We start from the raw sequence: 13,761 nt of genomic DNA on the forward strand, positions 1-13,761 counted from the left end.
CAGAATATAACTACGGCTACTATCGCCATGGCGTGAGTGTCAGCGTCGCCTTTCTTTCGTCCGACATCGGGCGGCTGTTTCGCAAGCGCTTTGGCGCCAGCGTCCAGCACCTTGGCGTGACGGGCCCGCAGTGGCGCGTGCTGGCCGCCATCAAGCGAGATCCCGGGACCACTCAAGGCGCGCTCGCAAGCTGGCTTGAAGTCGAGCCGATTACCGCTGGCCGCATGGTCGACCGTCTCGAAAAGATGGAACTTGTCGAAAGGCGGGATGACCCCGCCGACCGCCGGTCGTGGCGGCTTCATCTCACGGCTAAGGGCGAGCATCTGCTCAGCCTGATGGCACCGCTTGCCCAGCAGGCGATCGACGACGCCGTATCCGGGCTCACCCAGGCGGAGCATGCAAAGCTTCTCGAACTGCTGGAGCGCGTGCGTGCGAACCTTCTTGCCAACCCTGAATGTGAAGCGCTGACAAGCCATGGCTGAAGCCGATCCCTTTCCGCCTGAGGGCACCACCGGGGCGTCGCCGGATAAAGCTGGCTTGCGGGCCGATACCAGCCCCGGCAAGGCCCGGTCGCGCAAGCTGCGCACGATCCTCATGATCGCCGGACCGGTTGCCATCATTGCCGGGGGTCTGTGGTACTGGTTCGGCAACCAGGGAACAGTCGAGACTGACAATGCCTATGTGAAGCAGGACATTGTCGCCGTTGCAGGTGAAGTTGGCGGATTGATTACCAAGGTCAATGTTCGCGAGAACCAGCAGGTGAAAGCGGGTGACGTGCTGTTCACGATCGATCCGGCGACCTTCGACGCGACGATCCGCCAGGCCGACGCGCAGATCGCAACCGCGCAGGCCCGGGTAACCGCGCTCAACGCCGATGTCGCTGCAAAAGCGGCGGATCTGGCTGCGGCCAACGATGATCTCGCTCTCGCTCAAGCCAACTTTTCCCGTGAAAAGGCCCTGATGGACAAGGGCTTCAACACCCGTGCCCGGATGGATGCGGCCCAGCACGCTGTCGCCGTAGCGCGGGACAGGATCGTCTCGATACGCGCAGAAGTGGCGCAGGCGCGGGCAGAACTTGCTAATGGCGCGCAAGTGCCGGGCGTCAATCCCGCAATTGCCGCGGCCCAGGCAAACCGCGCCAAGGCAACGCTGGATATCGCGCGCACGGTCGTTCGGGCGCCGACAGATGGCGTGGTGACACAGGTCTCGCGCCTCCAGGTCGGCCAGATGGTCTTCCCTGGGGCACCGATGGTATCGATCGTGCGCGATGGCAGCGCCCGGGTCGAAGCGAATTTCAAGGAAACCGATCTCAACCACATGCGCCCGGGTCAGCGCGCAGAGATTGAGATCGATGCCTACCCCGGCCTGAAATTGCAGGGCCACGTAGAGTCCATCGGCGCTGGAACTGGTTCTGAATTCTCCGTCCTTCCGGCGCAAAACGCCACTGGCAACTGGGTCAAGGTCATTCAGCGCGTGCCGGTCCGTATCGCGATCGACAGCAAGTCGGAGCGACCCTTGATCGCCGGCCTCAGCTCGGACGTGACCGTCCATGTCGGCAAGTAACCCCGCCGCACCGCCGATCGTATCGCGCAACCGGCCGCTGATGCTGGTCGGCACGATGGCGGCGATGGTGATGTACACGCTCGACACCACAATCGCCAACGTAGCCCTGCCGCACATGACTGCATCGTTGAGCGCGACGCAGGACACCATCACTTGGGTTCTCACCAGCTACGTCCTGGCCTCGGCCGTGGCCCTGCCCTTGGCAGGATGGCTGGTGGATCGCTACGGCATTCGCAACATGATGCTCGCTTCGGTGCTGCTGTTCACGGTCGCCTCGATGCTGTGTGGCGCTGCGCAAAGCCTCGAACAGATGGTGCTCTTTCGCGTTCTGCAGGGTCTGGGCGGCGCGTTCCTTTCTCCCCTTGCCCAGACGGTCATGCTCGATTCTAGTACGCCCGCCGAACGCCCCAAGATGATGGGTATCTACACCCAGGGCGTCATGCTCGGTCCCATCACCGGGCCGATCATCGGGGGCTTTCTGACCGACAACTACAACTGGCGTTGGGTGTTCTACGTGAACGTGCCGGTCGGCATAATCTGCTTCCTGCTGCTGATGCTTTTCCTGCCAAAGACCCCGACCCGCGATCGACCGGTGGATTTTCGTGGCTGGCTTCTGGTGGCGCTGGCGGTCTCGGCAATCCAGCTCATTCTCGATCGCGGTCTCACGCTCGACTGGTTCGCCGCCGGCGAGATCGTCGTCTACGCCGTGATCGCTCTGGCAGCCACGTGGGTTGCGGTCTTTCATCTGACCGGAACCGCCAATCCGCTGTTCCCGACCGCGATGTTCCGCGATCGCAACTTCACCGTCGGCCTCGCCTTCATGTTCCTGGTCGGGCTGGTGATCATGTCGGTCATGGCCCTTCTGCCTGGCCTGCTTCAGCACATCTACGGCTATACGCCCCTGCAATCGGGCGCCCTGCTTGCGCCGCGCGGCGTGGGGATGCTGCTCTCCATCACGCTGTTCGGGCGTTGGATGGCACGTGTCGATGCACGATTGCTGCTGGCGCTGGGCCTGACGCTCATGGGATCATCGCTCTGGATGATGACCGGCTGGTCGCTCGTGATGCCCCGCGGACCGATTATCGCCGCAGGCTTTCTGCAAGGCGTCGGCCTAAGCTTCACGTTCATGCCGATGAACCTGATTTCCTTCGCCACGCTCGCACCGCAATATCGCACAGACGCCTCGAGTCTTGGCAACCTGATGAGAAACATTGGCTCCTCCATCGGCATCTCGGCCGCATCGGTAGAATTGACTCGGAATATCCAGATCAATCATGCAGAGATCGGGGCGCACGTGACGCGCAACCTCGTCCCGTTCAATCTCGATCAGATCGCCGCATCTAATGGCGCTGCTGAAACCGGCCTTCGCGTGATCGATGGCATGGTCAATCAGCAGGCAGCCATGATCTCGTACATCAACGATTTCTATGCCATGGCACTGGCCTGTGCCTGCGCAATCCCTCTGCTGCTACTGGTAAGGCCAGGCCGCAAGGTCTGAGATCAGGCACCACTTTTCCCTTAGGTACCTTCGCCTATTGCCCCCGAAGCGCTTCTTCCAGAGCTGCCTGATCGAAAGGCTTTTGCAGATGCTTGATCTTGGTCGAGGAGCTGTCCTCGAATGCTGCGCCCTGATCACGCCCGCTGGCGATGACCACCAGCGTGTCGGGGTGCTGGGCGCGAATTTCGCGGACGAGATCCATACCCGAGCCATCGGGCAGGCCAACGTCCGTGACCACCACGTCAAAGAATTGTCCAGATAGAGACGACCGCGCATCGCGCAACGTGCCGACTTCTGTCGTCTCGTGCCCCATTGTCTCGAGCATGTCCGCCAGCATCATGCTGATCAGAACTTCATCCTCGACCACAAGGATCTTGAGCCGAGACTCTCTAGTAAGCGGAAATGCCGCATCTTCTCCATGAGCAACCGGATCTGAAACGCCGGCCACGACAGGCGGCCTGACCGGCCCGAGGATCTGTCTGATCTTCCGTGCCAGGCCCTCCCCGGTAAACGGCTTGGCGATCAGTTCTACGCCTTCGTCCAGCCGGCCAGCGTGCACGATCGCGTTCTGGGTATAGCCGGAGGTGAACAGTACCTTGAGATCGGCGATGTGCTGGCAGGCCAGTCGCGCAAGCTCGGCGCTGCGCAGCTTTCCGGGCATGACGACGTCAGTGAACAGCATGTCGATGCGGACACCGCTCTTGATCACCGCCAGCGCGCTGTCCGCGTTGTTGGCCTCGAGCACGCTGTAACCCAGGTCCTTCAGCAGTTCGACCGAGGTCTCGCGCACCGAATCATCGTCCTCGACGACGAGGATGGTTTCGGTCCCGCCAATGCTTGCGGAGGTAATCAGCAAATCCGGCCTGACCTCCTCGGCAAGGCGGGTGCGCGGCAAATAGATGCGGAACGTGCTTCCCTCGCCGGGCTCGCTGTAGATCTTGATGTGCCCGCCCGATTGCTTGACGAAGCCATAGACCATGCTCAGGCCAAGGCCGGTGCCGTCTCCCGGCCCCTTGGTGGTAAAGAATGGTTCGAATACCTTGTCGCGGATTTCGGCTGGGATACCGCAACCGGTGTCCGTCACCGCCAGCATCACATACTGGCCCGGACTGACTTCCGAATGGGACGTCGCGTAGGTATCGTCGAGCGACGCGTTTCCGGCCTCGATCGTGAGCTTGCCCACGCCTTCCATCGCATCCCGAGCATTGATGGCGAGGTTGAGCAGGACGTTCTCGACCTGAGCCGGATCGGCCATGCAGTTCCACAGTCCGCCAGAGATAACCGTTTCGATCTCGATCGCATCGCCAAGCGTGCGGCGGAGCATTTCGTCCATGCCGCGCACCAGCCTGCCGATGTTCACGGGTTTGGGATCAAGGGCCTGCTGCCTGCCGAAAGCCAGCAACTGCGCTGCCAGGTCCGCACCGCGCCTGACCCCGGCCAGCGCATTGCTGATGCGCCGCTGGTGGTCACTTTCGCCAAGCTCCTTCTGAAGCAACTGCAGGTTGCCGCTGATCACTTGGAGGAGATTGTTGAAATCGTGCGCAATCCCTCCCGTCAACTGACCGATCGCCTCCATCTTCTGGGCCTGGATCAGTTGCGCTTCGAGCCGCTTGCGTTCCTCGATAGCCTCGGCAACCCGCGCCTTCAACGTCTGGTTGAATGCCTCGGTCGCCCTGCGCGCTTCGATGTCGGCGGCGATGTTCCGGGCTTCAATTATGGTGCCAACCGTTTGCCCACCAATGCTCTTTACCGGTGAGGCCGTGAATCCCACTGGGTAAAAGCTGCCATCCTTGTGGACGAAAACCTCCTCGCCGCGGGTCTGGTTGTTTTCCGGAAACGCGCGGTCTATCGCGCATTCATGTATCGGGAAAGGGCGCCCGTCTGGGTAGGTGTGGTGCACGACGTCGTGCAGCGGCCGCCCCTGCGTCTCGGCAAAGCTGTATCCCGTAAGCTCTTCGGCTGCAGTGTTCATGAACACGCAGTGCTGCCGGTCGTCCATCATGAACACAGCCATGGTAGTGTTGCCAAGAATGGCGTCGAGCCGGCCCGATACTTCGCGCAAGGCCCGTTCAGTTTCGACCTGCGACGAGATATCCTGGACCGCCGCGTAAAACAGCGCGCTTCCTTCGGACTCGATCAACTGGAGGCGAACTGCCACTGTGTAACGACTGCCGTCGCAGCGCTCATGAACAGTCTGGAAATCCAGACGCTGCTGCAACCCCGAAACCAGCGGCTCGACGAGCTCCAGGAACTGTTCCTTCGAAACTTCGGGCTTGATGTCCCACGGCGTTAGTTCACGCAGTTCTGACAGCGAATACCCCAGATTGTCTCGAGCGCCGCGATTGACCAGCACGAACCGGAAATCTTCGGCAGAAAACAGGTAAACCTCGCTTGCCGAATCCTCGACAATGCGGCCCAGGCGTTCAACGGTAATTTCGTCGGAGTGCATCGATCGCCGCCTGGTTTGGATTGTGGTCTGTCGCTCTTACCGCCAAGCGCGCATCGTGCCATGACATTCGGTATGTTAAACAGCAGGTAATCCCTGCTGGCAAAGAAATAGGGCGAACTTCGCGCGCATTACACGCAACTTTGTCAACGGCTCTGCACCTGCGGAGCGGTTTGCGCCGACAGTGGCGTGATGCTCCACACCGTGTTCGATACGTCATCTGCAACCAGCAGCCTGTTGCGCGGTGCATCGAACAGCACACCCACGGGCCGGCCCCGCGCTTCTCCATCGGCCAGAAAGCCCGTCAGGAAGTCGATCGGCTTGCCGGAAGGACGCCCCCCGCTGAACGGCACGAACACGACCTTGTAGCCGGAGCGGTCGTTGCGATTCCAGCTCCCGTGTTCGCCTACGAATGCGCCTTCTCGAAACTTTCCGCCCATCCCCTGGCCGCTCACGAAGGTCAGCCCGAGCGCAGCCACGTGGCTTCCCAGGGCATAGTCCGGCTTTATCGCTTTCCTCACCATATCGGGCTTCTGCGGGTGGACGCGCGGATCTACGTTCTGGCCATAATAGCTGTACGGCCATCCGTAGAAGGCTCCTTGCCGGACCGATGTCAGGTAATCGGGCACAAGCTCAGGGCCGAGCTCATCGCGCTCGTTGACCACGCTCCACAGGCGGTTTGTCCAGGGATCGATCGCCAGCGCCGTGGGATTGCGAATGCCACTGGCGAAGATGCGGCTGCTTCCGCTTTCGCGATCGATTTCCCAGATCACTGCACGGTTTTCCTCGGCATCCATGCCCCGCTCGGCGACATTGCTGTTCGAGCCAATGCCTACATAGAGCTTGGTACCGTCGGGGCTGGCAGTCAGGGATTTGGTCCAGTGGTGGTTGATCACGGCCGGCAGCGCAGTGACTTTCTGTCCTGGCGCCGTGATCTTGGTTGCGCCGTCGGTATATGCAAAGCGCATCAGGTCACCCTGATTGGCGACGAAGATCTCTCCGTTCACGAACGCAAGGCCGTATGGCGCATCCAGCCCGGAGATGAAGGTCGTCTGCAGGTCGGTCTGGCCATCACCATTGGTATCGCGCAGCAGGGTAACCCGATCGCCGCCCTTCACCGGGCTTTTGCCCCGCGCCTTGAGCAGTCCGGCGATGATGTCTTTGGGGCGAACCTTCGGCGCCTTGCCCCCCGATCCTTCCGCCACGAGCACGTCGCCATTGGGCAAGACCAGCATCTGGCGAGGGATCTTCAGGCCCTTGGCGATCGGCACCACGCGAAACCCTGCAGGCACGGTAGGCAGTTCGCCGCCCCATGCGGCAGGAGGCGCAATGGCGATCGCGGGAATGAGGCTGTCCGCCTGGCCGGGCAGGTCGGGCGATTGTCCGGTCTGGTCAAGGTTCTGCGAGGAGGGAGAGCACCCCGAGGCCAAGGCCAGGAGGAGCAACGAAACCGGCGCAAGGCGCATCATGGGCGGACCTCCCGTATCACGGGTCTGGAATGAAACATGAATGCGGCAGCCAGCGCCAGAACGCTGCAGACCAGCGACATCGCAACTCCGGCCGTGCCAACCGACGCCCAGCCATCTTTGGCATGCTGAAACGCGTTGATTACGCCCACCACGAACATGATCGCCACGACCACCACGTAGATAGCGCTCTGCCCTTTACCCGCCCGGCGCAACAGCAAGGCGAGCACGGCCCAAGCCAGCAGGACACCGGCGAATACGTCGGCCCCCGCAATCAGCCATTGCGAGAAGTTCGTCCACTGCGGCACCGAAGACTGCAGGTAGGTGATGTCGCTGATCAGCGTTGCTGGATAGAGGGCAACGGGAAACGCCAGCACGATTGCGTGCAACGCGCTGGATAGCGGCGCGGTGCGCACACCTGGATCGGACATCGCTGGAACTCCCACCGTTGAATATGATGATGCATCAACCGGTCAGGCCCCGAAAAGGTCCGAACTGATCGATCACCCGATCAAGGCCGGCATTGCCCCAAACAGGATCGAGAGCGCAGAAATCCCGATTGCGAACAATAATATGGCGTTGCCACGCCGGGCTTGGCGAATTCGCCACAGCCACAAAAGGGCACCCAGCGCGGCAATAGTTGCAAACAGCGCGATCCATCGTGCAACGGCCATGCCCGGGAACATGCTGCTTGCACCCCACAATAACGAAAAGTGTGTTGCCCATACCGCGAACGCCCACGTAGCCCCTCGCCAGTCGGTCGTTTCCGTATAGCGCTCGGTCATGGCCAGCTCCCGGGGAAAAGGCGCACGACCAGCGACGTGATCAGGCCCTGCATTGCGACATAGCCGATGAAGCGCGTGACGATGTCCAGCGTGACGTTGGTCGGGCCCGAAAGAAGTCCCCGGCCACTTCGATAACCTAGATACAGCCCCATGATCACCGCAATCGCCGCGCAAACCGCCTGAAACGCCACGAGCGCGAAGACGGTTGCTCCCTGGCCGGTCATGGATGGATCAAGCCCGGCATCCTGCCAGCCAGTCCAATCGAGCCAGGAGCCGACCGCCAGCGCCACGCTGCCCAAGGCGGCGCACAACCATGGCCCCTGCCCCGGAAACACGCCTTTTTCCGAGCGGGCAAGCCGCCGGCGCGAAAGCGCAGCAAGGAGGAAAGCTCCGCATCCGCAGGCAGCAACCAGCGTGGTTTCGCCAAGCGGCGGCGGAGCGATCCAGACCTCGGGATGAATGCCGTAGAGGTAGAGGTATCCGAAGACGGACATGAACCCGATCATGCCCATGACCACCATAAGTGTGTTCAGCGCCCACCAGCCATGGCTCGCCGAACCTGTGATGGCTATCGGCAGCACGATGCCCGCGCCGACGTCCACCTCTTCATGTTTCAACGGGCGGTCGGTATCCCACAGCCAGCGCAGCACGCAGACAATGGCAACAAATCCGCAGAACAGTGAAAAGCCATAGGCCTGCACGGTCAGGCCGATGAAGTGGAGCGCGGTCCCCACGGCGGCCGCCAAGGGCCAGGCGGAAGGTCCGGGCATGATCTGGAGATATTGCGGCTCGGCGTTGACCGGGCTGGTGATCAAGGTTTCGCGCAGGCCCGTGGCGCTCCCCGGCAGGAAATAGCGCCCCTCGTCGACCCGGCGGGCAAGGTCGGGGTCGTCCCACAGCGGATCGCGGCTACGCACCAGCGGGATCGACCGCGTTGAATAGAGCCCTGTCGGCAACCATTCGAGCGTCCCGCCACCATAGACGTTCCCCGCCGATTCCTCAGCCGAGAAACGGAACTTGCGCGCCAGGTCCACGACAAACAGCAGCACCCCTGCGGCAATGATGAATGCACCCAGGGTGGAAACGAGGTTGAGAAGATCGAGCCCGCGATTTGGCAGATAGGTGTAGACGCGCCGGGGCATCCCCATCAGGCCCGACAAGTGCATCGGCAGGAAGCAGATGTGGATGCCGGCAAAGATGAGCCAGAACACCCAGTGCCCGAGCCGCTCGCTCAAGGCGCGGACGCTCGACATCCCGAACCAATGATAGAACGCGCCGAACATCGGCAGTACCATCCCGCCGATCAGCACATAGTGCAGATGCGCCACGATGAAGTAGGTATCATGGGCCTGCCAGTCGAACGGCACCATCCCGACCATGACGCCGGTCAGTCCGCCCATGACAAAGACCATCAGCCCGCCGATGACGAATAGCGCCGGCACCGACCAACGGATCTTTCCGCTTGCAAGCGTTGCGATCCAGCAGAACACCTGGATGCCGGCCGGCAAGCTGACTGCCATGCTTGCCGCGCTGAAGTAGCCGGTCGAGACGCGGGGCATGCCAGTGGCGAACATGTGATGGGCCCACACACCGAAGCTGATGAAGCCCGTTGCGATGATGGCCAGCACGTTAAGCCGGTAGCCGACCAGCTCGGTACGCGCGATGGTGCTCACCATCATGCTCATCAGCCCGGCGGCGGGCAGGAAGATGATGTAGACTTCGGGATGCCCGAAGAACCAGAACAGGTGCTGCCACAACAGCGGGTCGCCTCCCCGCGTGGGGTCGAAGAACGGCCAGTTGAACGCACGCTCCAGCTCGAGCAGCAAGGTGCCGAGGATCACGCTTGGAAAGGCGACGACGATCATCACCGCAAACACCAGCATCGCCCAAGCAAACACCGGCATGCGGCTCAGCGTCATCCCCGGTGCGCGGGTGCGAAGCACGCCGATAATGATCTCGATGGCGCCGGCAATGGCGGAAATCTCGATGAAACCGATGCCCAGAAGCCAGAAGTCGGTGTTGATCCCGGGGCTATAGGCCATGCTGGTCAGCGGAGGGTACATGAACCAGCCGCCGTCGGGCGCCAGCCCCACGAACAATGAACAGAAGAACAGCAGCCCGCCGACGAAATAAGCCCAGAATGCATAGGCCGAAAGCCGCGGGAACGGCAGGTCGCGCGCGGCCAGCATCTGCGGCAGCAACAACACGCCGATGGCCTCGACCATGGGCACGGCAAACAGGAACATCATCACCGTGCCGTGCATGGTGAAGAACTGGTTGTAGGTCTCGACCGGCAGGATGTCCTGCATCGGCGCAGCCAGTTGCACCCGCATGACAAGCGACAGGACACCAGCAAGCAGGAAGAACAGGAAGGCCGTGCCGACGTAGTAGATGCCGATGTAGTTGTTGTTTACCGCGGTCAGCAGCTGCCAGCCTTTGGGCGCACACCAGATCCGCTCAAGTTCCTCAAGTTCCCCCTCGGGTCGGGGACCTTGCGTCGGGAAGCGATCATAGAGCGCGTGGTCGAAACCGGTCTCGCTCATCGCGGTGCGTCCAGCCAGGCAGCAATGGCAGCGACTTCCTGCGCCGACAGCAGATCATAGCTCGGCATGCGATTGCCGGGCTTCACTGCCTGGCTGTCCGTTATCCAGCCCGTCAACGTGCCCCGATTGTTTGGCAGCACCCCAGCGCCAAGCGTGAGACGGCGCGACAGGTGCGTGAGGTCGGGTCCCGACGCGCCGTTTGCGGGCGTTCCGGCGACCCTGTGGCAAGCGGCGCAACCGTTCGCCATGAACAACGCGTGCCCGTCCAGCGCAGAGCCAGCCTCGGTCGCGCGGTCCCTTGCCGGCGTGGTGCGATCGGCTGCCGGCATCACGCCGGGCACCGCCTGCACCGCTGCCCCCGGAACGGCGACTGCTTCTCCACGAAGAAACCGCCGGTAGGTTTCGTCCTCATGCGCGGCGACGACGAAGCCCATCAGGGCATGTGGGCCGCCGCAGTATTCCGCACAGACACCCCCGAAGCGCCCGGCGCGGTCAGCCTGCACTTTCAGCAGGTTGGTGCGGCCAGGGATCATGTCCTCCTTGCCCGAAAGGTTGGGCACCCAGAAGCTGTGGATGACATCTGCACTGCGCAGTTCAAGCACCACCGGCCGCCCGACCGGAAGATGAAGCTCGTTGGCATCGCGCATCACCACGCGTCCATCTGCGTCCAGATATTCGACATCCCACCACCACATGTGCCCAGTCACACGTATCCGCTGCTCATCGCCCCGGATCGGATCGGTAAGCGATGCGGTCAGGGTCAACCCCCACACAAGCAGCCCGGCCAGCACCACCGCCGGGAAGGCCACGCCCATTGTCCAGATCAGCCTTTCGCCGCCCAGCCGCGCCTTCCAGCGCGTCGGTCCGGCCAGGGCCAGGTAGAGCGCTCCAGCCACGATCGCGGTAACCGCCACCCCCATGCCGAACAACGCCCAGGCAAGCACCGTCACGCTCTCTACGTAAGGTCCGGCGGGGTCCAGGACCGGCGGCGGCCACCCCCACCAGGCGTCGAAGGCAGTTGGAGCGTCAGTCATTGGCGATACCATAAAGATAAGCGGCGACATCGCGCGCTTCGGAGGGCGTTATCGGCATGGGCGGCATGGTGCTGCCTTCCTTGGTGGACGGCGCATTGCGAACGAAAGCGGCGAGATTGGCCGGAATATTGGGCAAGACGCCGGCGATCTGACCGCGTCCGTCGAAGCTGGTGAGATCCGGTCCGGCCCGCCCCTGCGGCCATGAGATGTCGGGGAAGGTGTGGCAGGCCGTGCAGCCGGCCCGCGCCACCACTCCACGGCCACGGGCTATGGAAGCGGCGTCAAAGTCATGGCGCGCTTGAGGCGGCGGCTTGCAACCCGCCACCGTCGTCACGAGCAGTACGGCACCGAAAAGCCGGCGCAGCGCGGAACCCGTCGGCCACCACTGCGATTGAAGGGGAGACCTATGACCCGCCCTTCCGCGTTCCTCGTTGCGCTTGGCGCCCTCAGCATCTCCGGATGCACCTCGCCCGTGCGGACCATTGACCCATTCGAGGCAACCGGAGAAACGGTCGCGTTCAGCGGCGGCGAAGCAGGTCCTGACAGCGCCTGTTCGACCTGCCACAGTACCCGAGGCCAAGGCGACGGCAACCTGGCGCCCCGCCTTGCAGGTCTCGACGAAGGCTATGCCCTGCGCCAGCTTGAAAACTTTGCCTCCGGCGCGCGGCGCAACCCGCAGATGCAAAGGATCGCCAGACGGCTCGATCTGCAAGCGCGCGAGAAAGTCGCAAAGTATTACGCGCGCCTGCCTCTGCAGGCCGCCTCCGCCACGCCCAGCACGGATTGCACAGGTGAAGCCATCTACCATGAAGGCATTCCTTCCCGCGGCATTGCGGCCTGCGCCAGTTGCCACGGCGCAGGTGGTAAAGGCGACGCAGGCAACCCGCCGCTGGCTGCCCAACCCGCACGGTATCTCGCCCACCAGCTCGATGCCTGGGCGAAGGGCGAGCGATATGGCGACGGTGGTGGCGGGATGCGCACCATCAGTCGCGCGCTCCATCCGGCCGATCGGCAAGCGGTGGCGGACTATGCCTCGCGCCTTGGGGATGCTCGCGACGGTCAGTCAACTCGGGCAACATGCCTTCGAAGACATCATCCTGATCGATAAGGTGATGCTTGATCGCCGCCAGCGCATGGGCCGGAACCAGCAGCGCCAGCACGATCACGCCCGCCACGTGAACGTCCATCGCCAGATCCATCACGCGGAACTGCCAGGCGCGTGACAGATCGTGGAAGGGCATGGCCGGAACGGGTATCAGGCCTCCGAGGAAGAGCGGTCGTGCCGGCTGGATCGCCGACCACATCGCCCAACCAGACAGGGGCAGGATCGTAAACAGCGCGTAGAAGATTGCGTGGGTCAGATGAGCGATAGTCGAGGAGAAGCCGGGTTTGTCCGCGTCGTTGACCGGACCGGGCACCACAAGCCGCCACAACAGGCGCAACAGGCCCAGCGCGAGAAGCGTTAACCCGATCTGGGAATGCAGCGCGTAGGCGGAAAGCTTGTCCCCTCCGGCGAGATAGCGCTGTATCCACCAGCCTGTCGCCAGTTGGAAGATAACCACCGCCGCCATGACCCAATGGAATGTCACGCCGACCGGGGTGTAGCGCCCACGGCTGCGATAGGAGTGCGCCCACCTTAGCAGATCTGTCCTCATGCAGCGCGCGGCTGACTTGCCGGACCAAGGGTCCGCCACAGCATTGCCGAGACAATGGCAAGGTAGGCGCCGCCGCCCACGACCCACATCACCAGACCCGCAATCTGCTGGTCTTCAAGCGGCGTCAGGCCCCAGGCCGAGGTCGTCAACCAGTGCGGGGCATAAACTGCGCGACCGGTGAAAACCAGCAAGGCGCCGAGCAAGCCCATCTGGACCATTTGCGCCAGCAGGGCCGCTGTCGCTTCAAGAGCCGCGGCCTTGCGCACCGAGGCCCACCAGGCAGCCGCGCTCAACAGGATCGACAATTGCATGATCCAGAACACGAGGCTGCTTGAGAGCGCTTGATCGTAAAGGGAGGGCACGTGCCATGCCCAGAGGATTGCTGTCTCCAAGACCGTTGCGGCAGCCACCGAAAGGCCTCCGAACGCGCGAGTGCCGACTGCTTTGACTAGGAGAGGGGCAAGGACGAGGATGAGAGCAAGATGGTGGACCGACCGCGCCACGAACAGAGCCGAACCGAGCGCGCAAAACGGCGTCACGAACAGGACCAGCATGCCTGCAAGAAGAGCGATCTGGCTCCGCGCCGTCGCCGGGAACTGACGCAGACCGAGCGCGACAAGCAGCGCCATGATACCGATCAGCAGCGGATCGAAGTTCCATTGCAACAACCAGCCCGCCGGAGAGGGCGCATCCCCGCAGTAGGGCTGCCACGTCGGGATGCCGGGCACCTGACCGTTCATCCTCGGACCCTTACTTTATGATTATCCTGAT

General features: G+C 62.6%; 12 protein-coding genes and 1 pseudogene. 4 read left to right on the forward strand and 9 right to left on the reverse strand.

The genetic code is table 11. The annotated features are described in order from the left end of the window. Positions 1–32: 32 nt before the first annotated feature. From B9A23_RS04215 to B9A23_RS04225, 3 genes are read left to right on the forward strand one after another with little or no spacing between them, the layout of a single operon-like run. Positions 33–482 carry a MarR family winged helix-turn-helix transcriptional regulator gene (locus B9A23_RS04215; protein WP_084277880.1) on the forward strand — a complete coding sequence of 150 codons (450 nt, stop codon included), beginning with the start codon at positions 33–35 and terminating at the stop codon, positions 480–482. Further along, a complete protein-coding gene (locus B9A23_RS04220; protein WP_084277624.1) occupies positions 475–1,563 on the forward strand; it encodes an HlyD family secretion protein in 1,089 nt (362 codons plus the stop codon). The genes B9A23_RS04215 and B9A23_RS04220 overlap by 8 nt, the downstream gene beginning before the upstream one ends. Next, entirely contained in the window at positions 1,550–3,061 is a 1,512-nt protein-coding gene (locus tag B9A23_RS04225) for a DHA2 family efflux MFS transporter permease subunit (protein ID WP_084277625.1), read from the forward strand. Before B9A23_RS04220 ends, B9A23_RS04225 begins: the two co-directional genes overlap by 14 nt. A 34-nt stretch (positions 3,062–3,095) precedes the next feature. On the opposite strand, the gene B9A23_RS04230 is transcribed toward B9A23_RS04225, so the two are convergent. The 7 genes from B9A23_RS04230 to B9A23_RS23495 form a co-directional block, all read right to left on the reverse strand. After that, the gene (locus B9A23_RS04230; protein WP_084277626.1) at positions 3,096–5,510 is read right to left on the reverse strand and encodes a response regulator; all 2,415 of its coding nucleotides are present in this window, start codon (positions 5,508–5,510) and stop codon (positions 3,096–3,098) included. Positions 5,511–5,653: 143 nt separating this feature from the next. Then, entirely contained in the window at positions 5,654–6,976 is a 1,323-nt protein-coding gene (locus B9A23_RS04235; RefSeq protein ID WP_084277627.1) for a PQQ-dependent sugar dehydrogenase, read from the reverse strand. Beyond that, the gene (locus B9A23_RS04240) at positions 6,973–7,404 is read right to left on the reverse strand and encodes a DUF2231 domain-containing protein (RefSeq protein ID WP_084277628.1); all 432 of its coding nucleotides are present in this window, start codon (positions 7,402–7,404) and stop codon (positions 6,973–6,975) included. The genes B9A23_RS04235 and B9A23_RS04240 overlap by 4 nt, the downstream gene beginning before the upstream one ends. Positions 7,405–7,476: 72 nt before the next feature. After that, positions 7,477–7,758: a hypothetical protein gene (locus B9A23_RS04245; protein WP_084277629.1), complete on the reverse strand. Its 282-nt coding sequence runs from the start codon at positions 7,756–7,758 to the stop codon at positions 7,477–7,479. After that, positions 7,755–10,301 carry a cbb3-type cytochrome c oxidase subunit I gene (locus tag B9A23_RS04250; protein WP_084277630.1) on the reverse strand — a complete coding sequence of 849 codons (2,547 nt, stop codon included), beginning with the start codon at positions 10,299–10,301 and terminating at the stop codon, positions 7,755–7,757. Before B9A23_RS04250 ends, B9A23_RS04245 begins: the two co-directional genes overlap by 4 nt. Beyond that, on the reverse strand, positions 10,298–11,335 hold the full coding sequence (locus tag B9A23_RS04255; RefSeq protein WP_084277631.1) for a cytochrome c oxidase subunit II: 1,038 nt from the start codon (positions 11,333–11,335) through the stop codon (positions 10,298–10,300). Before B9A23_RS04255 ends, B9A23_RS04250 begins: the two co-directional genes overlap by 4 nt. Next, positions 11,328–11,669 carry a cytochrome c family protein gene (locus tag B9A23_RS23495; protein ID WP_368655926.1) on the reverse strand — a complete coding sequence of 114 codons (342 nt, stop codon included), beginning with the start codon at positions 11,667–11,669 and terminating at the stop codon, positions 11,328–11,330. Before B9A23_RS23495 ends, B9A23_RS04255 begins: the two co-directional genes overlap by 8 nt. A gap of 72 nt (positions 11,670–11,741) precedes the next feature. On the opposite strand from B9A23_RS23495, the pseudogene B9A23_RS23500 reads away from it, so the two are divergent. Beyond that, positions 11,742–12,305: pseudogene (locus B9A23_RS23500) on the forward strand (cytochrome c); the annotation flags it as partial. A 13-nt stretch (positions 12,306–12,318) separates the two neighbouring features. Here the strand turns inward: B9A23_RS23500 and B9A23_RS23245 are convergent. Then, entirely contained in the window at positions 12,319–12,990 is a 672-nt protein-coding gene (locus tag B9A23_RS23245) for a cytochrome b (protein ID WP_139797315.1), read from the reverse strand. Then, on the reverse strand, positions 12,987–13,730 hold the full coding sequence (locus tag B9A23_RS04275; RefSeq protein ID WP_084277632.1) for a cytochrome c oxidase assembly protein: 744 nt from the start codon (positions 13,728–13,730) through the stop codon (positions 12,987–12,989). The genes B9A23_RS23245 and B9A23_RS04275 overlap by 4 nt, the downstream gene beginning before the upstream one ends. Positions 13,731–13,761 lie beyond the last annotated feature (31 nt).

Source organism: Novosphingobium sp. B1 (assembly GCF_900176395.1).
In the GTDB taxonomy this organism is placed as follows: domain Bacteria; phylum Pseudomonadota; class Alphaproteobacteria; order Sphingomonadales; family Sphingomonadaceae; genus Novosphingobium.

What these genes read in the sequence shown, in the direction of transcription:
- B9A23_RS04275 (WP_084277632.1), bottom strand. Translation starts at nt 13,730, where the DNA reads ATGAACGGTCAGGTGCCCGGCATCCCGACGTGGCAGCCCTACTGCGGG.
- B9A23_RS04255 (WP_084277631.1), bottom strand. Translation starts at nt 11,335, where the DNA reads ATGACTGACGCTCCAACTGCCTTCGACGCCTGGTGGGGGTGGCCGCCG.
- B9A23_RS04230 (WP_084277626.1), bottom strand. Translation starts at nt 5,510, where the DNA reads ATGCACTCCGACGAAATTACCGTTGAACGCCTGGGCCGCATTGTCGAG.
- B9A23_RS04225 (WP_084277625.1), top strand. Translation starts at nt 1,550, where the DNA reads ATGTCGGCAAGTAACCCCGCCGCACCGCCGATCGTATCGCGCAACCGG.
- B9A23_RS04250 (WP_084277630.1), bottom strand. Translation starts at nt 10,301, where the DNA reads ATGAGCGAGACCGGTTTCGACCACGCGCTCTATGATCGCTTCCCGACG.
- B9A23_RS23245 (WP_139797315.1), bottom strand. Translation starts at nt 12,990, where the DNA reads ATGAGGACAGATCTGCTAAGGTGGGCGCACTCCTATCGCAGCCGTGGG.
- B9A23_RS04235 (WP_084277627.1), bottom strand. Translation starts at nt 6,976, where the DNA reads ATGATGCGCCTTGCGCCGGTTTCGTTGCTCCTCCTGGCCTTGGCCTCG.
- B9A23_RS04220 (WP_084277624.1), top strand. Translation starts at nt 475, where the DNA reads ATGGCTGAAGCCGATCCCTTTCCGCCTGAGGGCACCACCGGGGCGTCG.
- B9A23_RS04245 (WP_084277629.1), bottom strand. Translation starts at nt 7,758, where the DNA reads ATGACCGAGCGCTATACGGAAACGACCGACTGGCGAGGGGCTACGTGG.
- B9A23_RS04240 (WP_084277628.1), bottom strand. Translation starts at nt 7,404, where the DNA reads ATGTCCGATCCAGGTGTGCGCACCGCGCCGCTATCCAGCGCGTTGCAC.